Annotated in this window: 20 protein-coding genes; 9 read left to right on the forward strand and 11 right to left on the reverse strand. The window is 63.7% G+C overall.

Annotated features, from left to right (window positions below):
- Positions 1-11 precede the first annotated feature (11 nt).
- From IVA98_RS22295 to fliL, 5 genes are all read right to left on the reverse strand, one after another.
- Positions 12-209 (reverse strand): hypothetical protein, encoded by a 198-nt coding sequence (locus IVA98_RS22295; RefSeq protein ID WP_247300075.1) that lies wholly within the window; start codon positions 207-209, stop codon positions 12-14.
- A 600-nt stretch (positions 210-809) separates the two neighbouring features.
- Complete coding sequence (locus IVA98_RS22300) at positions 810-1571, reverse strand: MotE family protein (RefSeq protein WP_247355518.1); 762 nt, start codon at positions 1569-1571, stop codon at positions 810-812.
- A 10-nt stretch (positions 1572-1581) separates the two neighbouring features.
- Positions 1582-2028, reverse strand: coding sequence for a DUF6468 domain-containing protein (locus tag IVA98_RS22305; protein WP_247278068.1), 447 nt, complete (start codon positions 2026-2028; stop codon positions 1582-1584).
- On the reverse strand, positions 2025-3227 hold the full coding sequence (gene fliM, locus IVA98_RS22310) for a flagellar motor switch protein FliM (protein WP_247278069.1): 1203 nt from the start codon (positions 3225-3227) through the stop codon (positions 2025-2027). Before fliM ends, IVA98_RS22305 begins: the two co-directional genes overlap by 4 nt.
- Positions 3228-3245: 18 nt before the next feature.
- Positions 3246-3746: a flagellar basal body-associated protein FliL gene (gene fliL, locus IVA98_RS22315; RefSeq protein ID WP_247278070.1), complete on the reverse strand. Its 501-nt coding sequence runs from the start codon at positions 3744-3746 to the stop codon at positions 3246-3248.
- 377 nt (positions 3747-4123) lie between these two features.
- Between fliL and flgF the strand changes: the two genes are divergently transcribed.
- The 4 genes from flgF to flgH are packed head-to-tail and all read left to right on the forward strand — an operon-like array spanning position 4124 to position 7602.
- The gene (gene flgF, locus IVA98_RS22320) at positions 4124-4885 is read left to right on the forward strand and encodes a flagellar basal-body rod protein FlgF (RefSeq protein ID WP_247278071.1); all 762 of its coding nucleotides are present in this window, start codon (positions 4124-4126) and stop codon (positions 4883-4885) included.
- Between the two features lie 16 nt (positions 4886-4901).
- Positions 4902-5690 (forward strand): flagellar basal-body rod protein FlgG, encoded by a 789-nt coding sequence (gene flgG, locus IVA98_RS22325; protein ID WP_247278072.1) that lies wholly within the window; start codon positions 4902-4904, stop codon positions 5688-5690.
- Positions 5691-5700: 10 nt separating this feature from the next.
- Positions 5701-6831: a flagellar basal body P-ring formation chaperone FlgA gene (gene flgA / locus IVA98_RS22330; protein ID WP_247355519.1), complete on the forward strand. Its 1131-nt coding sequence runs from the start codon at positions 5701-5703 to the stop codon at positions 6829-6831.
- Between the two features lie 3 nt (positions 6832-6834).
- Entirely contained in the window at positions 6835-7602 is a 768-nt protein-coding gene (flgH, locus tag IVA98_RS22335) for a flagellar basal body L-ring protein FlgH (protein WP_247334440.1), read from the forward strand.
- Between the two features lie 335 nt (positions 7603-7937).
- Here the strand turns inward: flgH and IVA98_RS22340 are convergent, their stop codons facing one another.
- The 3 genes from IVA98_RS22340 to IVA98_RS22350 form a co-directional block, all read right to left on the reverse strand.
- Positions 7938-8717 carry a 2-keto-4-pentenoate hydratase gene (locus tag IVA98_RS22340; protein ID WP_247334438.1) on the reverse strand — a complete coding sequence of 260 codons (780 nt, stop codon included), beginning with the start codon at positions 8715-8717 and terminating at the stop codon, positions 7938-7940.
- A gap of 453 nt (positions 8718-9170) precedes the next feature.
- A complete protein-coding gene (gene dksA / locus IVA98_RS22345) occupies positions 9171-9536 on the reverse strand; it encodes an RNA polymerase-binding protein DksA (RefSeq protein WP_085966600.1) in 366 nt (121 codons plus the stop codon).
- Positions 9537-9753: 217 nt separating this feature from the next.
- The gene (locus IVA98_RS22350) at positions 9754-10365 is read right to left on the reverse strand and encodes an NAD(P)-dependent oxidoreductase (RefSeq protein ID WP_247355520.1); all 612 of its coding nucleotides are present in this window, start codon (positions 10363-10365) and stop codon (positions 9754-9756) included.
- A 150-nt stretch (positions 10366-10515) separates the two neighbouring features.
- Between IVA98_RS22350 and IVA98_RS22355 the strand changes: the two genes are divergently transcribed.
- On the forward strand, positions 10516-10899 hold the full coding sequence (locus IVA98_RS22355; RefSeq protein WP_247334434.1) for a winged helix-turn-helix transcriptional regulator: 384 nt from the start codon (positions 10516-10518) through the stop codon (positions 10897-10899).
- Between the two features lie 159 nt (positions 10900-11058).
- On the opposite strand, the gene IVA98_RS22360 is transcribed toward IVA98_RS22355, so the two are convergent.
- A complete protein-coding gene (locus tag IVA98_RS22360; protein ID WP_247334431.1) occupies positions 11059-11472 on the reverse strand; it encodes a flagellar assembly protein FliX in 414 nt (137 codons plus the stop codon).
- A gap of 284 nt (positions 11473-11756) precedes the next feature.
- Here IVA98_RS22360 and IVA98_RS22365 point away from each other — a divergent pair, with 284 nt between their 5' ends.
- The 4 genes from IVA98_RS22365 (at position 11757) to IVA98_RS22380 (ending at position 14279) form a co-directional block, all read left to right on the forward strand.
- Complete coding sequence (locus tag IVA98_RS22365; protein WP_247278668.1) at positions 11757-12881, forward strand: flagellar basal body P-ring protein FlgI; 1125 nt, start codon at positions 11757-11759, stop codon at positions 12879-12881.
- Positions 12881-13249, forward strand: coding sequence for a flagellar assembly peptidoglycan hydrolase FlgJ (flgJ, locus tag IVA98_RS22370; protein WP_247334427.1), 369 nt, complete (start codon positions 12881-12883; stop codon positions 13247-13249). Before IVA98_RS22365 ends, flgJ begins: the two co-directional genes overlap by 1 nt.
- Before the next feature lie 11 nt (positions 13250-13260).
- Positions 13261-13758 (forward strand): hypothetical protein, encoded by a 498-nt coding sequence (locus tag IVA98_RS22375; protein ID WP_247355521.1) that lies wholly within the window; start codon positions 13261-13263, stop codon positions 13756-13758.
- A 161-nt stretch (positions 13759-13919) separates the two neighbouring features.
- Positions 13920-14279 (forward strand): hypothetical protein, encoded by a 360-nt coding sequence (locus tag IVA98_RS22380; protein WP_247334423.1) that lies wholly within the window; start codon positions 13920-13922, stop codon positions 14277-14279.
- A 118-nt stretch (positions 14280-14397) separates the two neighbouring features.
- Here IVA98_RS22380 and flaF read toward each other — a convergent pair whose 3' ends face one another.
- Both flaF and IVA98_RS22390 read right to left on the reverse strand, forming a co-directional pair.
- The gene (gene flaF / locus IVA98_RS22385; RefSeq protein ID WP_008554779.1) at positions 14398-14766 is read right to left on the reverse strand and encodes a flagellar biosynthesis regulator FlaF; all 369 of its coding nucleotides are present in this window, start codon (positions 14764-14766) and stop codon (positions 14398-14400) included.
- A 288-nt stretch (positions 14767-15054) separates the two neighbouring features.
- The gene (locus IVA98_RS22390; RefSeq protein ID WP_247300111.1) at positions 15055-17295 is read right to left on the reverse strand and encodes a DUF1522 domain-containing protein; all 2241 of its coding nucleotides are present in this window, start codon (positions 17293-17295) and stop codon (positions 15055-15057) included.
- Between the last annotated feature and the right edge of the window lie 180 nt (positions 17296-17475).

A 17475-nucleotide genomic window follows, 5' to 3' on the forward strand; every position in this document is an offset into this window, starting at 1 on the left:
CAACTGCGTCTTCAGTGCTGTTTTCCGCTGCCATCCGGCGCGGAGGAGTTCTGTTGATCGGGAGAAGATTCATCATCGTTGCCGTCGTCTCCTTCGGGCGGCGCTGCATGCTGATGGCTTAGCGCCGATATCCAGGCGGACGTCATCGCCGCTATGAGGACCCGGTTGACGGCCTCAATTACGCGTTCTGCTGCGGACGAGTAGTTCATGGCCTCCTGCTCCCGCGCTGCTGATTGCGAATGGCCCAAGCCTACGACGATCCCTCGAGTGCCACTGTCCGCTGCTTCACACCCGCGCGCGTCAACTCACCGCAGTCTCAGAAGATGCCGCGTGCGGCAGCTGCAGCCGCGACGGGAGCTTGATGTGCTGCATTGATGAGTTGCTGAGCGCGCGCACTCACAACCTTGGGGGCGTTGCGCTTCGCACGCGACTCTGAATCAGATGTGATCTCGGCGATGCGAATCGATTGGTTAGCTTTGGGGGTAATCAATGAGCGGAGAAGCCGGTTGCATTGTGTGTAGCAGGGCAAGAGCGGTCGTAGCGATCGTTCCGATCGCCAGAGGATATGCCCTGAAAGTATATGAATGCTCCTGTTGTCATAGCACGCTGCAGCTCGTGACTCGCGTCACGAAGGCCGCGCTGATCAAGCAGCAGCTCAATACTCTTCCTCGCGTTGAGAAGCAGTTGCGCCCGCCTGTTCGCAGGGTGCAACAGGCGCTTGCAAACTAACCAAGCAAGGGCGTCTCGCTGGGCTGCAGTCGGACAACCGCGCGAACGCAGGTTGCCAAGGCACGCTTCGCCTCGCGCCCTCAATTCGGCTTTTGCGTCGGCTTGCCGTCGATCTTGGGCAGATCGCCGGCCGAGGCGGACTGATCTCCGCCGCCATTGGCCCGCCGGGCCATCTCGACGGTGAGCCGCTCGGCCGCCTCGGGCGACATCAGTCCGAGGATGTCCGACATCTTGCGCGGCGCGATGGCCGAGGCGATCTCGATCAGCACGCCCATCTCGAGCCGGTCGAACACCCGCGCGGCATCCTTCGGCTTCATGCCCTCATACATGGTGACGAGGCCCTTCATGCGCTGGGCTTCGGCCGCCTTCTGCTCGGCCTGGGTTGCGGAGATGCGGGTCTCCACCGCCTTCATCTCCTCGACCTTGTTCTCGATGCGCTTCTCGGCCGACTTCAGCAGGCTCTCGCGAATGTCGATCTCGCGCTGGCGGGCCTCGATCTCCTGGCGGCGCGCCTGCAATCGCTCGAGGATCGCGCGCTCGGCGGCCGAGACCTGCGGCTGGGCCTCGTCCATCTTGATCACGGTGCCTTCGGGCTTGCTTTCGGGAGCAGCCGGCTTCGGCGCCTTCTTGGGCGCGCCATGAGTCGATCCGGTGATGTCAGGATCCTCGCGACCGGTTGGGAAGTTCAGATTCTCCTGCGCCCAGGATTTCTTGGCTTGGTTCGGCTTGTAGTCGAACACATAGCCGCCATTGATCGCGAGGCCCGCGACCTTCAGCGTGGCGAGACCTGCGACGGCCACCAGAACGACGGGGATGACGCGGATGTTACGAAAGGACTTCATACCCCTGACTTCATGCGGCAAGGCCGTTGGATCGCCGGCGCTCGGAGAAAGCTTCAGCCGCCGCCGCGACCGCCTTCGCCGTCGTAGGCTTGGCCGCGGGGACGGCAACCGTTTCCTGATTGGTGACGGGACGCGCGGCGATCGCGATCTTGGACAGGCGCCGCACCACGTTGTCGGCCTCGCCGAGCTGCTTGTGGAGCTGGTCAGACATTTGCGTCGCTGCTGCGAGCTGGCTGCCGAGGTTCTCGTTGACGTCGCGCACGGCGAGCTTCAGTCCGCCGATCGCGCGCTCGGCGATTTCAGTCGCGGTGATCAGCTCGCCGATTACCGCCTTCAGCGAATGCTCGTCCGCCTTCAGCCGCGTCAGCCGCTTGTTGAGCATGACGCAATAGACGATCGTCAGCATCAGCAGGATAGCCACCAGCGACTCGATCGCCATTCCCAGGGAGTGGTTCATGGGGCCTCTATCATCTTGTTCTGCTCGTCAACCTTCTCGAACATCGCAAGTGTCGTACTTGGCTTGCGCAGGGGTTTCGTCACCCGGATCGCGACCCGGTCGCCGACCCGGCCCATCCGTCCTTCGGTCAGGGTGACGCTGCCGCAGCGCACCGACACGTTGGCATCCGCGCGCATCTCAAGCGGCAGCGTGTCGCCGACCTTGAGCCGCATCAGCTGCTTAAGCGGAATGTCGGCCTCGTAGAGCACGGCGTCGACGGCGATCTCGGCCTGCACGATCTCGGTGGCGAAATGCCCCTCCCACACCGGGTCGCGGCCGAACTTTTCGCCCATGAACATCTGGAGCAGGACGCCCCGGATCGGTTCGATGGTCGCGTAAGGCAGCAACAGCTCGATGTTGCCGCCGCGGTCTTCCATGTCGATGCGCAGGCGCACTAGGATCGCGGCGTTGGCGGGACGGCTGATCGCGGCGAAACGCGGATTGGTCTCGAGCCGGTCGATCGTGAAGGTCACCGGGGAGAGTGGCCGGAACGCCTGCTCGGCATCGGCCAGCACCACCTCGACAAGCCGCTTGACCAGCTCGGTCTCGATCGTGGTATAGGGCCGCCCCTCGATGCGGAGCTGGCTGGTGCCGCGGCGGCCGCCGAGCAGCACGTCGATCATCGAGTAGATCAGGTTGGAATCGACCGTCGCCATGCCGAAGTTTTCCCACTCCTCGGCCTTGAACACCGAGAGCACGGCCGGCAGCGGGATCGAGTTCATGTAGTCGCCGAAGCGCACCGAGGTGATGCGATCGAGCGAGACTTCGACGTTGTCGGAGGTGAAATTGCGCAAGCTCGTCGTCAACAGCCGCACCAGGCGGTCGAAGACGATTTCGAGCATCGGCAGACGCTCGTAGGAGACCATCGCCGAATCGATGATCGCGCGAATGCCGGAATGATCGTCGAGCGTGACATCGCCGACGGTGAAGCCGAGGAGATTGTCGATCTCCTCCTGCGACAGCACCCGCTCGCCGGAGTTCTTGCCGCTGCCGAGATCGCGGCTGCCGTCCTCGACCATCGCCGCCCATTGCAGGGCCATGGTCTCGGAAAGTTCGTTCTCGGCGGCAGCCTTGGCGGCCTCCGCCGGATCCTCCGAATCGAGCGAGGCCTCCCATTGGGCGGCAATCGCATCCTGGTCCATCTGCTCGGTGCCGGCCATGGCGCTAGCTCATTCCCCTCACTGCACCACGACTTCCTTGAACAGCACCGCGCTGACCTGGATCGGGGCGACCGCCGCGTTGACGCGCTTGGTCAGTTCCTCCTTGAGGCGGAAGATGCCGGCGGAGCCGTTGAGGTCGGAGGGGCGAAGCTCGCGCACATAGGTCTGGAAGATGTCGGTGACGCGCGGCATCGTCGGCTTGATCGCCTCGATCTGCTTTTCTTCCTTCAGCTCCAGGACGATCTTCAACCGCAGATATTGCACGCGCTCGCCGGGCGCGCCGGCGAGGTTGACCATCATGTCGGGAACGTCGACGAAAGCCGGCGGCTTCGGCGGCGGCGCCGCCTCGGCATGGTGCTCGTCGTCGCCATGACGGAAGAAGAAGAACCAGGTCGCAGCACCGCCGCCGAGGACGGCGAGCAGGCCGACGGCCATGATGATAAGCTTGAGCTTGTTCTTCGGCGGAGCCGCTTCCGCGCCGTCAGCGGCTGCGCCGCCTTCCGCTTCATTCTCTGCCATGATCGCCGCGCCCGGATCTCTCAAAGGGGTCGAAAGAGCGAAGCCTCAGACAGTGACGCGATACAAATGCCCCAGCGCGATGCGCTCCTCTTCATGGCAAACGCTACGGTAATAATGGTTAACGGAACCTTTCGATTGGGCGTCCGCTAGGAAAAATCTGCCGGGCAAACATGGCTAACAGAACCTTTCTGCCGCCCTCCCGCACCTCTCAAATTTCACCAAGTGCTTTAAATAACACGACTTTTAGAGTTGGCACGGCTTTCGCTGAGAAAGGGCCGAGACCCGACGGTTTGGGAGAACCAGACGGTCTCGTTCACGGGGTCCGCCAAGGCGCTTGGGAGAGCGAGGTGGCAGATCTCACTCAGGGGAGAATTCCGATGCAGAACGCGCTTCTGATCGGCTTGTCACGGCAGATGACGTTGGAACGGCAGATGGATGTCATCGCCAACAATGTCGCCAATGCCAATACCAACGGCTTCAAGGCCGACCATTCGCTGTTCGAGGAGTACCTCAACTCGAACGCGCGTGAGGACAATTTCCTCGGCTCCGACCGCCGGGTCTCCTATGTGCAGGACCGCGGCACCTTCCGCGACGTCGGCCAGGGGCCGATGGAGCCGACCAACAACCCGCTCGACATGGCGATCGACGGCAACGCCTATTTCGCGGTGCAGGCCAATGGCGGCGAGCGTTACACCCGCGACGGCAAGTTCTCGCTCAACAGCACCGGCCAGCTCGTCACCTCCGACGGCAACCTCGTGCTGGGCACCGCCGGCCCGATCACCTTCCAGCCGACCGACCACGACATCAACGTTGCACCCGACGGCACCGTCACCGTGCTCGAGGGCACGGCGAAGACCGACTCCATCCGCGGCAAGATCCGCATGGCCTCGTTCGACGATCCGGCCAAGCTGACCAAGCTCGGCGCCAACCTCTATGACATCGGCTCCGCCGTCCAGCAGGCCGACACCAAATCCAGCGTGCGCCAGGGCTACGTCGAGAAGTCGAACGTCAATGCGGTCGGCGAGATGAGCCGCATGGTCGAAGTCATGCGCAGCTACACCGCCATCGCCAGCCTGCTCCAGCAGCAGAGCGACCTCCACAAATCGGCGATCGAAAAGCTCGCCGACGTTCCGGCCTGATTGAAGGAGAACTGACATGCAGGCGCTTCACACCGCAGCGACCGGAATGGCGGCACAGGAACTCAACGTTCAGGTGATCTCCAACAACATCGCCAACCTCCGCACCACCGGCTTCAAGAAGCAGACCGCGGCGTTTCAGGACCTGATCTACGAGCACGTCCGCCGCGTCGGCGCGCAGTCATCCGACCAGGGCACCATCCTGCCGGTGGGCGTCGACATCGGCGGCGGCGTCAAGACGGTCGGCACGCCGCGCAGCATGACGCAAGGCACGCTGTCGCAGACCGGTAACGATCTCGACCTCGCGGTCTCGGGCGACGGCTTCTTCAAGATCCTGATGCCCGACGGCACCTACCAGTACACCCGCGACGGCACCTTCCAGATGGACAATCAGGGCCGCATTGTCACCGCACAGGGCAACCCGGTGCAGCCGACGATCACGATCCCGAACAACGCCTCGGGCCTGACCGTCAACGTCCAGGGCCAGGTCTCGGTGACCCTGCCGGGCTCGTCGACCTCGACCATCCTCGGCCAGATCGGCCTAACTCGCTTTATCAATAAGGCCGGCCTCCAGCCCGTCGGCAGCAATCAGTTCACCGAGACACCCTCCTCCGGCCCGCCGCAGGACGGCACCGCGACGGCCGAAGGTTACGGCAATATCACGCAAGGCAGCCTCGAGCAGGCCAATGTCGACGTCGTCTCGGAAATGAGCGACCTGATCGCGGCCCAGCGCGCCTACGAAATGAACGCCAAGGTGATCAGCGCCGCCGACCAGATGATGCAATCGACGACGGCGCTGTTCCGCTGAGGTGATGACCATGATACGGACCACCCTCGCCACGATCTTCGCTCTGCTCGCGCTGGCGCTGCCGGCAGCTGCGGCCGACGATTTCATCGCAGCGCCGACGCTGCGCGCGAGCATCACCGTGACCGCGGACGTGGTGCGGGTCGGCGATCTCATCGACAATGCAGGATCTGCCGCGCTGATCCCCGTCTACCGCTCGCCCGATCTCGGCACCACCGGCGCACTGCCGGTCGCGCAGGTGTTGTCGGTGCTCCGCGCAAAACAGGTGATCGGCGTCATGACCGGCGACATCAAGGAGGTCCAGGTCACCCGGCTCGCCCGCACGCTCGCCAGCAAGGACCTCGAAACCGCGGTCGCCTCCGCGCTCGAGCGCCGCTTCGGCCTTGGGGAAGCCGCCAACATTACCGTCACGTTCGATCGCGGCATCGCCGACATGCGGTTGGATGCCTCCAACACCGGCGCGCTCCAGCCGGTTGCAACCCGCTATGACGCCCGCAGCGGCCGTTTCGACGTCGCCTTCGAGATCAACAACGACAACAATCCGACGCCGACCAAGCTGCGCTTCACCGGCACCGCGATCGAAACGGTGGAAGTGGCCGTGCTGACGCGCGACATCGACCGCACCGAGCTCCTGAAATCCTCCGACGTCGCGCTGGAGCGCCGGCCGAAGGCCGAGGTCACCGGCGAGCCCGCCTCGCGCGACCGCACTGTCGGGATGCAGCTGCGTCGGCCGATGCGGGCCGGCATGCCGATCCGCATCGCCGACATCGTAAAGCCTGATTTCGTGGTGCGCGATCAGACCGTCACCATCATTTACCAGGTGCCCGGCCTCCACCTCACCACGCGCGGCAAGGCGATCGAGAACGGCGCCGAGGGGGACACCGTCAGCGTGCTCAATTTGCAATCCAAGCGTACGCTGACGGGAACCGTCACCGGCCGCGGCCAGGTCACCGTCCAGGGCGCCAGCCAGTCCGCACCGATGACGCCCGCGATCGAGCAGACCTCGTCGATCAAGCGTGACGACGTGCCGGCGGCCGCAGCCCTGGCGCAGAGCCTGATCCAGGCGCCGGCGTCTCCCGCCCAGATCGCCCAAGCCCAGATTCCGCAAGTTCGCGTCTCGCAAGCTCCAGCCAAGTCAGAGTAAGTCATGTCTCCGTTCAGTTCGGCTTTCCACCTTCGTCGCATCGCGATCTCTGCCCTGCTGCTGGCGACTTGCGCCCTCGCAACCGGCTGCTCCTCGATCGACCGCCTGTCGCAGATCGGCGAGCAACCGAAATTGTCGGCGATCGACAATCCGACGACGCAGCCCGGCTACAAGCCGGTGCAGATGCCGATGCCGAAGCCGGAAGTCGCCTCCTACAATCCGAACTCGCTGTGGCGCAACGGCAGCCGCGCTTTCTTCAAGGACCAGCGCGCCCGCCAGGTCGGCGACCTCCTGACGGTGACCGTGAACATCACCGACAAGGCCAACCTCTCCAACGAGACCCAGCGCAGCCGCACCAACCAGGAAAACTCGGGCATCGACGATTTCATCGGCGCGAAGACCCTCGGCGTGCAGGCGCAGAAGGTGCTGCCCGGCCGCATCTTCGCCGCCGACTCGACGGCCTCCAGCGATGGCAAGGGCTCGGTCAACCGCCAGGAAGCGTTGCAGACCAACGTCGCCGCGGTAGTCACGCAAGTGCTGCCGAACGGCAACCTCGTGGTCGAGGGCAAGCAGGAAATCCGCGTCAACTACGAGATCCGCGAGCTCGTGGTCGCCGGCATCGTCCGCCCCGAAGACATCCAGAGCGACAACACCATCGACTCCACCAAAATCGCGCAGGCCCGCATCGCTTATGGCGGCCGCGGCCAGATCATGGACGTGCAACAGCCGCGCTACGGCCAGCAGGTCATGGACGTGCTGTTGCCCTTCTAAGCTTCTTTAAGAGCTCCCACATCGTGTTCGCGAACCTAGGCGCGAACGACGATGTACGACGCGGCCTCCGGTAGCTCCCCTGCCGGAGGCCGCATGTATTTTGGAGGTGGATGCTGGCGGGCTGTGAGTCAGGTCGCGCCATAGAAACGACGCCGCTGCCTCAAACACCGTTGCAATGACGAGCTTGGCCGGGTGCTATCTACTCTCCCCCCTGTCATCGTCCGCGAAGGCGGACGATCCAGTACTCCGAGGCCCTCGTTGCTAAATCGATGCGGCGCGGCGTACTGGACTCGCCGCCGTCGCGGGGAATGACAGCATAGAATGCCGTAGCCCCCTCACGTAAACTCCGCCTCCACCGTCCCCAATCCGTCCAGCTCCATGCGCACCTTGTCGCCGGCCTTCAGCCAGAGCGTCTTCACCAGGCTGCCGGTGAGCACGAGCTGTCCCGCATCAAGGCTCTTGCCTTCGGCCGCGAGATGGTTGGCGAGCCAGGCGAGTGCGTTGTGGGGATGACCGAGCACGTCGGCGCCGGTGCCTTGGCTCACCTCCTCGCCGTTGACGATGGCCCGCCCCTTCAACGCGTTCAGATCCGGCACCGACGAGCGCGGAACCAGGGGTCCCAGCACGCAGCCCGCGGCGAAGAAATCGTCGGCGATCAGCGTCGGCGCCCCCATCGTCTCCCACTTCACGTAGCGATCGTCGACGATCTCGATCGCGGGATGGTAGGCGTCGACGGCCTCGCCGACCCATTCGGCCGTGAACGGCGCCTCGCCGGCGGCAAGATCGCGCTTCAGCCGCACCGCGATCTCGCATTCGACGCCGACGCGGACATAGTTGGAGGCGGCGAGCTTGGCGCCGCTGTCATGGACGCCGTTCTGGAACACGCCGCCGCCGCAAGGGTGCGGGATACCGATGTAATCCTGCATCACCTGGCTGGTGCAACCGATCTTGTAGCCGACGAGCGGCCCGATATGAGGCAGCAGGAGATCGTGCAGCGCGCGCTGGACTTGATAGCCTTCGGCTTCGTCCGTAGGGGGGCGCTTCAGCGCCGCGAGCGGCGCATGGTTGCGGCGCGCCTGCGCGATCGCCTTTGCGGCTTCGAGAATCCTGTCCATCGGCGCCGCCTCCCACGCTACGCATTCGAGGGCGGCACTTCAGCATCCCCGCTCCGGCCTGACAAGCACGGCTGGCGGGCAGATTACGGCCTCGTGCCGGCGTTTAAGGAAATATTGATTTGGTCCAGGCTTCATGGGATGCACGCCCCATGGCGTCGCAGCAGGCCTGACCGCAGCGATGCTTGATGCAGCTCGATCAGCGCTTCAGCAAGCGAGTCGATCTCGTTGATGCGACTCGCAAAACCTCCCGCGCCTAAAGTGAAAGCTGTTTCTCATCCGAACTCACGTGAGCTTGGAGGAACTGAGTCTAGCCCATTGAGCGCGATTCACTTTTCGCGATTGCGCAAGCGCGTTGAGGCGCGCGGCTTTCAAGCGCGAGGCAAAACGCCGACCACGACGCCAAACGGCGCGTTGCCTCCAAAAACAAAGAGCCGCAACTCTGCGGCTCGGGCTCTATTCGTCGCGATAGACCTTCTCGCGCTTCTCGTGGCGCTCCTGCGCCTCCACCGAGAGCGTCGCGATGGGCCGGGCCTCGAGCCGCTTCAACGAGATCGGCTCGCCGGTTTCCTCGCAATAGCCGTAGGTGTTGTCCTCGATGCGCTGAAGCGCGGCGTCGATCTTCGCGATCAACTTGCGCTGGCGGTCGCGGGCGCGGAGTTCGATGGCACGGTCGGTTTCAGACGAAGCCCGATCGGCGAGATCGGGGTGGTTCACGTTCTCCTCCTGCAGGGCTTGCAGGGTGAGCTTGGACTCTTTGAGGATCTCATCCTTCCAGGCGAGGAGCTTCAGACGAAAGTACTCCTTCTGCCGGTCGTTCATGAAAGGCTCTTTGTCGGTCGGACGGTAGTTTTTCAACTTTTCCAAAGGGCGGCCTATCTGTCTAAGCAACGACTCGCAAACGGAACGGGGTCCGTCGAGCGGGGCGTTATATAGCGGCCTCCTGTGACAGACAATATTTCCCTGCCGCCTCGGTCGCCGCCCCCAAGCCCTTGCACAGGAAAGGTTTATCCGCAAACGCTCGGGGGCGGCTGACGGCTCAGTAGCCGACCGTGAAACGCTGCCTCGGATGGGCCGGCCGCTCGATCTCGTCGGCGAGCGCAATGGCGTAGTCGGCGAAGGTGATCCAGCTCTTTCCGTTCGCATCTGCGAGAAGCTGGTCGGTCCCGAGCCGGAACTTGCCCGTCCGCTCGCCCTCGACGAACAGCGCCGACGGCGAGATGAAGGTCCAGTTCAGGTCCTTTTCCTGCCGCAACAGGTCCAGAAAGGCCCCGCCCTTTTCCGCCTCGGCCTTGTACTGGGCGGGAAAGTTGGAAGTCGTCACCAGTTTCACGCCCGGCGCCACTTCCAGGCTGCCGGCGCCACCGACAACGAGGTAGCGGCCAACCTTGGAGTCCTTCGCAGCGCCGATCAGCCTGGGGGGATCGCTGGCCAGGAAATGCACGGAACTCACGGCGACGTCGTGCCCAGCCCACAGCTTGGGAAGGCCGGCCTGATCGAGCACGTCGCCCTTGGTGGGCGTGACGTTCGGCAGGGCCGCGATCTTTTCGGGGTTGCGAGCAATGGCGGTGACGCTATGGCCGCGACGAGACAATTCCCTGGTGATTTCCGATCCGGCCCGGCCCGAGGCGCCGGCAACTGCGATTTTCATGGAGGCTCCTTTGCTTGGTTAGTAACTAGTGGCGACTAGATATCGCAAAGAATGCTGGTGTTAAGAGAGCACTTTGTGCTTACCTGATAACGCTGGAGTAACCGCCAAGCATATTCGCAAAGCACCAGGAAGGAATCCGAGGACTCGACGATGAAGCCAGACGTCTATGCAGCGAACTGTCCGACGCGCCAGATCCTCGATCGCGTCGGCGACAAATGGGCGGTGCTGATCCTCTTGCTGCTGCGCGAGCAGCCGATGCGTTTCAATCAGTTGCGCCGCACGATTGAAGGCATTTCACAGAAGATGCTGAGTCAGGTTCTCAAATCGCTCGAACGCGACGGCCTGATCAGGCGCCGCGCCATCGCGACGGTGCCTGTCACGGTGGAATATTCGATCACGCAGCTCGGGCTGACGCTGGCGGCGGCGGTCGATCCCCTGCGCGATTGGGCCGAGCAGAATCTGAAGGACGTGCTCGCCGCCCAGCGCCGCTACGACGCACAACAGAAACAACAGAAGGAGGAAGCGGCGGCCTAGGCGCTCTCGCAGGAGCGCGCTCTGCACCCCAACCTCTTTTGCTAGAGTGTTACGACGACCGATTGAATCCGCCCAGTACGCCGCGGCTTCTTGAATCAACAACGTCTATCTCTGGAATACTGGATCGCCCGCTTCGCAGGCGATGATAGCCTGCCTGACTTACGCCCGGCCGGCTTTCGCCAGTTCGACCTCCACCCGCAGCTCGATCTCTGAGAGTACGGAATCCAGTCCGGGATCGCCCGAAGACGATTTCAGGTTCGCCGCCGCGTCGCGCAGCCGCATCACGGTCGAGGCGTCGAGATTGCCGGACAGGAGCCCCATCTTGAGATCGTCGAGCACGTCGAGCGCAGTCTTGCCGCGCGCGACCGAGCGCTTGCGGCGCGCGACCGGATCTTCTTCGACGCCTTGCAGTGCGAGCAACGCATCGATGTTGGCGGCGGCTTTCGGCGCGGCAGCGCTGCGCGTCTCCTGCGCCAACGAGGTGTCGGGCAGGACGAAGGTGCCGGAACCCGTCCGCCGGGCCTGACTGGCCGGCGTTCCAAGCGTGGTGCCGTTCGGTCCGTAGATGCGCATCGCAGCAATCCGGGTGATCGATGCCTCACCTTCGCCGCTTTATGGTTAACGGCGCGTAAACGGCTCGGCAAAATCTGCCGACAGACGGCAGTTTCGCACCTGAAGGCGAACGCCGGCTGACACCGGTCGGAACAGATTTATTCAACCTATTCAGCCACCTACCCTGCTGCCCTCGCTTGGCACGGCGCTCGCAAGGAAAGCGCCGGACCAGCTCGTCATGGGAGTGTCGCAGACGGTCCTTTGATTTGAGGAGCCCTTTTTAGGGGACCTTTGGGGAGCAGAGGATGCCAGGCGTTCGTTGGGTGAGGATTGTTGGGGTGGCCTGTGCCGCGCTGTCGGCGCTGGCGCTCTCGGTCACGCCTGCAAGCGCGACGTCGCGCATCAAGGACCTCGCCAATATCGAGGGCGTGCGGCAGAACCAGCTCATCGGCTACGGCCTCGTCGTCGGCCTCAACGGCACCGGCGACACGCTCAACAACATCCCCTTCACCAAGCAATCGCTGCAGGCGATGCTCGAGCGCATGGGCGTCAACATCCGCGGCGCCACCATCCGCACCGGCAACGTCGCCGCTGTGATGGTGACGGGCAATTTGCCGGCGTTCGCCACCCAGGGCACGCGCATGGACGTCACCGTCTCCGCGCTCGGGGACGCCAAGAACCTCCAGGGTGGCACCCTGCTTGTCACCCCCCTGCTCGGCGCCGACGGCAACGTCTATGCGGTTGCGCAGGGCTCGCTCGCGATCTCCGGCTTCCAGGCCGAGGGCGAAGCGGCGAAAATCGTGCGCGGCGTGCCGACCGTCGGGCGCATTGCCAACGGCGCCATCATCGAGCGAGAGATCGAGTTCGCGCTCAATCGCCTGCCGAACGTCCGCCTGGCGCTGCGCAATGCCGACTTCACCACCGCCAAACGCATCGCGGCCGCCGTCAATGACTATCTCGGCGTCAAGACCGCCGAGCCGATCGACCCCTCGACGGTGCAGCTGTCGATCCCGCCGGAGTTCAAGGGCAACGTCGTCGCCTTTCTCACCGAGATCGAGCAGCTCCAGGTCGATCCCGATCTCGCCGCCAAGATCGTCATCGACGAGCGCAGCGGGATCATTGTGATGGGCCGCGACGTCCGCGTCGCCACGGTGGCGGTGGCGCAGGGCAACCTCACCGTGACGATCTCCGAGAGCCCCCAAGTGAGCCAGCCCAACCCGTTGTCGCGCGGGCGGACCGTGGTTGCGCCGCGCAGCAGCGTCACCGTCACCGAGGACGGGAAAAAACTGGCCGTCGTCAAGGACGGCGTATCGCTCCAGCAGCTCGTCGACGGCCTCAACGGCCTCGGCATCGGTCCCCGCGACATGATCAGCATCCTCCAGGCGATCAAGGCCGCCGGCGCGATCGAAGCCGACATCGAGGTGATGTGATGCAGATCGGCGCAATCAACACCCCGCGCGTCGCCAACGCTTCGGCCTTCTCGGTCGAGAGCCGCAACGGCCGGCCGGATTTCGAGCTCGCGAGTGCCTTGCAAAAGGTCTCGCCGCAACAGCAGGCCAAGGCGCAGAAGACCGCCACCGATTTCGAGGCGATGTTCCTCAACAGCATGTTCTCGCAAATGACCTCCGGCCTGAAGGGCGAAGGCCCATTCGGCGACACGCCTGGAACCGGGGTGTGGCGCTCGATGCTGACGGAGCAATATTCGAAGAACTTCGCCAGGGCCGGCGGCGTCGGCGTCGCCACCGAAGTCTACCGCACCCTGATCATGCAGCAGGCGAAAACGATCCGCACGGCATAAGGTCAACCGAGATGAACCATTCCCACGCCTCACGTCAGCCAATGCAAGCGCAGCGCCCGAGCCCCGCGCATGGCAGCGCCGAGGCACGCAAGATCGGCGAGAACCTGATGGATGCAATGAGCGCCCTGCTCGGACTGATCGAGCGCGAGACCGAGCTCGTCCGCGCCGGCAACGTCCGCGAGGCGATGACGCTCGAGGGCGAGAAGCAAGAGTTGTCGCGCAACTATGTTGGCGCTGTCAGCCAGCTGAAAGCGAACCAGGCCCAGCTCGCCAAATCCGCGCCCGAGTTGCTCTCGACGTTGCACCGCCACCACGATGCGTTCCGCGCCATGCTTCAGGTCAACCTCACCGTGCTCGCCACCGCACACGCGGTGTCCGAGAGCGTTGTGCGCGGCGTCAATGCCGAGATCCAGAAGCGCAACGTGCCGAACACCTATACGGCTGCGGGTCGTCGCGCGGCCCCCGGCCCGCGCCACATCACGCCGCTCGCGGTCAGCCGCTCGCTCTGAGCGCCCGCAAGAACAAGAGACAATTTTACGAAAAAGCGCGCGGCGATGTCGTCGCGCGGTTAGGCACGTTTGCTTACCCGGTCTTCAGTCCTGGTGTTCCATGCTTGCGCAATGAGAGGGGTTGGGATTTGACTCAATACTAGGCAACCAGGAGGCTGCCAATGAGTACAGATTTCAGCATCAGGCCGGTGGGGATCCCGGCCCCCGTGCAGATCGTACCGACGTCCAACGCGGCGGCGAACGAGGCTGTGCAAACTGATCTTCCGGTGCGGCAGACGGTCGCCGCCAGCGATACGGGCGCGCCCGTGCGCAATGATCCGCCAAACCACGAGAACGTCTCGCGCCAGGTCGTGTTCGACCAGGCGGCCGCATCCTTCGTCTTCCAGGTCGTCAACGACAAGACCGATGCGGTGGTCAACCAGTTCCCCGATGAAGCGATGCTGCGCCGGCGGGCCTATTTCCATGCGCTGGATCTGAAGTCCGAACCCTCGCGCCCGCTCAGCACCGACCGCAGCGCCTGACGATCAAGCGTCGAGCGGCGTAACGGCAATATCGAAATAAGATCTGGCTTGCCACATCTGTCGGCGTGACCTTGGCCCGCACTCGACAGATTGCTCGACTGACGCAGGCGGCTTGCTGTCACGGCCTTCCGGACAGACCAGCTGCGATATTGCGGTTGATCTCGATCAGCGGACGGAAGTGATCGAACTGCGGGCTCATCTGCAGCGCGGCGGTCTGGCTCAGCACGAACACGCTGATGTTGGCGATCTTCTGCCGGACGTCGATCGGCTGCGGATTGTTGTCGCGCATCGCCTCGCTCAAGAAGATGGTCCAGAGCTTGCGGTTGAACATCAGGGCCTGCATGGTCTGCTCGCTAAGCGGATCGGCGTTGTTCACCGCATCCTGAAGCTTGTTCGCGGCCTTGAGCAGAGTTTGCGCCTCGATGTCGCGAGGAGATGCAGTGGTCGTTGCAACACGCGCGTAGGCCGAGGCAGCGGAATTCGACATCAATCACACCCTGGAGGTTACCTAGCGCGTTGAACACGCTTAAGGATTTCTTTTCCGACCCTAGGCAGCACCGCTTAAGATTTTGCTTACGTGACGAGTGGAAGGACTCCGGATTATTACGGTCGCGGAGTGCTTCGTCACCGCAAGGCTAGATGCGCGCACGCATGCTGTAAACACGCCTCGCACGACGCGCATCAATCTCGGCTAATCCTGCCTTAGCGATCTCCATAAAAAAGGCGGAGCGTGAGCCCCGCCGTGAAATCTTGAATGGCGATCTTGCACCGTGAATTAGCGGAGCAGCTGGAGCACGCTCTGCTGCGACTGGTTGGCCAGCGATAGCGCGGAGACTGCGATCGACTGCCGGGTCGACAGCGCCTGGCTGTTGGCCGCTTCCTCGTTGGTATCGGCGAGCGTCAGGTTCGACGAGCCGGTCTGGAGCACGTTGATCAGGTTTTTGGAGAAGTCCTGACGCACCTGCACGATCGAGAGGTTCGAGCCGAGAGCAGAGCCTTCCGAGCGTAGCGTGCTCGAGGCCGCATTGAGGCTCGCGAGCACCCTGTTGGTGGCGCCGTTGTCGATGAAATCGACGCCGTTGACGAGATTGGACAGGCCGAGGCCCGCCGCGTTGAACACGACGCCATTGATGCCGAGCGTCGAGCTGCCGGTCTCATTGAAGATCAGCTTCAGCGTGTCGCCGTTGAGCAGGTTGACGCCGTTGAAGGAGGCGTCCTGCGACGTCGTGTCGATCTGGGCCAGGATGTTGTTGAACTGGTTGACGAGGTTCGAGCGCGCCGTCTGCGCGACCGGATCCTGGATCGGCGGCTGGGCCGTCGTAAAGGCAACCGTACCGGTGATCGTACCACCGACGACGCCGCCGGCCGTCACCGAGCCGAGCGTCGAAGACGCGTATTCGTTCACGGTGGTGATCGTGAGCACGCCGTTGGCGTCGATTGTCGCCGTGAGGTGATTCGCCTGAAGCTGCGAGTTCAGCTGATCGAGTGTCTTGACGGTGCCGTTGGTGCCGTCGCCGAAGGTGACGTTGACCGCCGTGCCGCCGTTGAAGGAGGTAAACGTCAGGGTCTTGCCCGAGATGCTGCCTACTCCCGGCGCGCGTCCCGCGGTGAAGGCCGTGCCGGTGCCCGTGGGACCGGTCAGACCGAACGAGGACAGCGCGTTGCCGGTTCCAGTGATCGACAGATCCGCCGTGGTGCCGGTGCTGAGCTTGAGAGCGCCATTCACGACCGAGGACAGCGACGAACCGCTCGCCGCAACCACGGCGCCGCCGCTGACGATGCCGGCCCCCGAAGCCAGATCGATCGCGTTCAACGAATCCTGAACGTTTCCGCCCTGGAGATACACGACGGAGTTGCCGTTGTTGTCCGTCACGATGTTGCCGATCTTGGTGGAGCCTGTCGGCGCGGCAGCAGGAGCGGCCGCATTCTTGAACGTGACCGTCTTGCCATCCACATTGAGCGTGGAGCCGTCCTGAACGAGAGTGCCGAGCGTCGCCGAAGTCGTCAGGCGCGCCTTGGTCACATTGACATTGCCGGACCCGGTCGCGGTTGTCAGACCGAGCGCCTTGAGGAAGTCGGCCTTGCCGGTGATGCTGAGGTCGGCGCCGGTACCAGTGGTGAGCGTGAGAACACCAGAGGTGATGGAGGCGTTGGCGCCGGACGAGCTCGACAGCGTCGCGGTGCCGCCCGTGATGGCAGCCTTTTGCACGCCGCTTGCAAGGTCGATCGCATCCATCACGTCCTGGACGGTTGCGGCCGGAGCGGCGTTTGTCCCGAGATAGACAGTCGAGTTGCCATTGCCGTCGGTGACGACGTTGTTGTTCTTGCCGGACCCGGCAGGAACGTTGGCCACCGCGGGCGCAGCGCCGGCCCTGAATGTGATGGTCTTGCCGTCCACGACGAGCACATCACCATCCGACGGAGCACCGTTCGCCGCGATAGTGCTCGCGCTGGGCGTGCCGAGCAGCGTCAGACCCGCAGCAAGGCTGGCGGCGGTGCCGGCACCATCAGGAGCAGCCGAACCGACCAGCGACTGCGAGATGCCGCCGAGCGTGGTCGTGGTGGTCGCCGGTGTCGTGCCGCCAGCGGTACCGTTGGTGACCACATTGCCGGTTGCCGTTGCGTATGTATAGCTCGTGGTGCCGCGCAGATCAGCCGGCGTCGCGCCAGGGATCGTGGTCGAGATGTTCGACTTGGTCGAGTAGCCGACTGTGGTCTGGAGCGCCTGGTTGGCGATCGACTTGGCGCTGTCGATCAGCTTTTGCAGCGAGGTGATGCCGGTGTTGGCGGCCTGCAGCACCTGCACACCGTTGTTGATGCCGTCGAGGAGATTGCTGATGTCGCTCGCCCGGTTGTCCAACCCCTGCGCGGTAAAGAAGTTGGTCGGGTTGTCGAGCGCGGTGTTGACCTTTTTCCCGGTCGAAAGGCGCTGCTGCGTCGTGGACAGCAGGTCGGCCGTCGACTGCAGCGACAACAGGTTCTGGCGAACCGACGCCGAGAGAACGATGTTGGACATTGGCGGGTCTTCCTTTTGAACCGGATACGAATCGTGGCTCGCCGATCTGGAAAGCGGGCTTTTGTCCAGTTTTAGGGGCTGTCCTTTAAAGTAAGGTTAACGCCGGTTTAAGGGACAAGGTTAATGCCGGGTTAGCGCCCCTCCCGGCTCGGAGCACGGGTTCGATCGAGCCCTTGCACG

It is taken from the genome of Bradyrhizobium sp. 160 (assembly GCF_023073735.1).
Classification (GTDB): Bacteria; Pseudomonadota; Alphaproteobacteria; order Rhizobiales; family Xanthobacteraceae; genus Bradyrhizobium.

Bases quoted from the DNA above. Each gene is read 5' to 3' on its own strand.
- IVA98_RS22295 (WP_247300075.1), bottom strand. From the start codon at position 209: ATGAACTACTCGTCCGCAGCAGAACGCGTAATTGAGGCCGTCAACCGG.
- IVA98_RS22300 (WP_247355518.1), bottom strand. From the start codon at position 1,571: ATGAAGTCCTTTCGTAACATCCGCGTCATCCCCGTCGTTCTGGTGGCC.
- IVA98_RS22305 (WP_247278068.1), bottom strand. From the start codon at position 2,028: ATGAACCACTCCCTGGGAATGGCGATCGAGTCGCTGGTGGCTATCCTG.
- fliM (WP_247278069.1), bottom strand. From the start codon at position 3,227: ATGGCCGGCACCGAGCAGATGGACCAGGATGCGATTGCCGCCCAATGG.
- fliL (WP_247278070.1), bottom strand. From the start codon at position 3,746: ATGGCAGAGAATGAAGCGGAAGGCGGCGCAGCCGCTGACGGCGCGGAA.
- flgF (WP_247278071.1), top strand. From the start codon at position 4,124: ATGCAGAACGCGCTTCTGATCGGCTTGTCACGGCAGATGACGTTGGAA.
- flgG (WP_247278072.1), top strand. From the start codon at position 4,902: ATGCAGGCGCTTCACACCGCAGCGACCGGAATGGCGGCACAGGAACTC.
- flgA (WP_247355519.1), top strand. From the start codon at position 5,701: ATGATACGGACCACCCTCGCCACGATCTTCGCTCTGCTCGCGCTGGCG.
- flgH (WP_247334440.1), top strand. From the start codon at position 6,835: ATGTCTCCGTTCAGTTCGGCTTTCCACCTTCGTCGCATCGCGATCTCT.
- IVA98_RS22340 (WP_247334438.1), bottom strand. From the start codon at position 8,717: ATGGACAGGATTCTCGAAGCCGCAAAGGCGATCGCGCAGGCGCGCCGC.
- dksA (WP_085966600.1), bottom strand. From the start codon at position 9,536: ATGAACGACCGGCAGAAGGAGTACTTTCGTCTGAAGCTCCTCGCCTGG.
- IVA98_RS22350 (WP_247355520.1), bottom strand. From the start codon at position 10,365: ATGAAAATCGCAGTTGCCGGCGCCTCGGGCCGGGCCGGATCGGAAATC.
- IVA98_RS22355 (WP_247334434.1), top strand. From the start codon at position 10,516: ATGAAGCCAGACGTCTATGCAGCGAACTGTCCGACGCGCCAGATCCTC.
- IVA98_RS22360 (WP_247334431.1), bottom strand. From the start codon at position 11,472: ATGCGCATCTACGGACCGAACGGCACCACGCTTGGAACGCCGGCCAGT.
- IVA98_RS22365 (WP_247278668.1), top strand. From the start codon at position 11,757: ATGCCAGGCGTTCGTTGGGTGAGGATTGTTGGGGTGGCCTGTGCCGCG.
- flgJ (WP_247334427.1), top strand. From the start codon at position 12,881: ATGCAGATCGGCGCAATCAACACCCCGCGCGTCGCCAACGCTTCGGCC.
- IVA98_RS22375 (WP_247355521.1), top strand. From the start codon at position 13,261: ATGAACCATTCCCACGCCTCACGTCAGCCAATGCAAGCGCAGCGCCCG.
- IVA98_RS22380 (WP_247334423.1), top strand. From the start codon at position 13,920: ATGAGTACAGATTTCAGCATCAGGCCGGTGGGGATCCCGGCCCCCGTG.
- flaF (WP_008554779.1), bottom strand. From the start codon at position 14,766: ATGTCGAATTCCGCTGCCTCGGCCTACGCGCGTGTTGCAACGACCACT.
- IVA98_RS22390 (WP_247300111.1), bottom strand. From the start codon at position 17,295: ATGTCCAACATCGTTCTCTCGGCGTCGGTTCGCCAGAACCTGTTGTCG.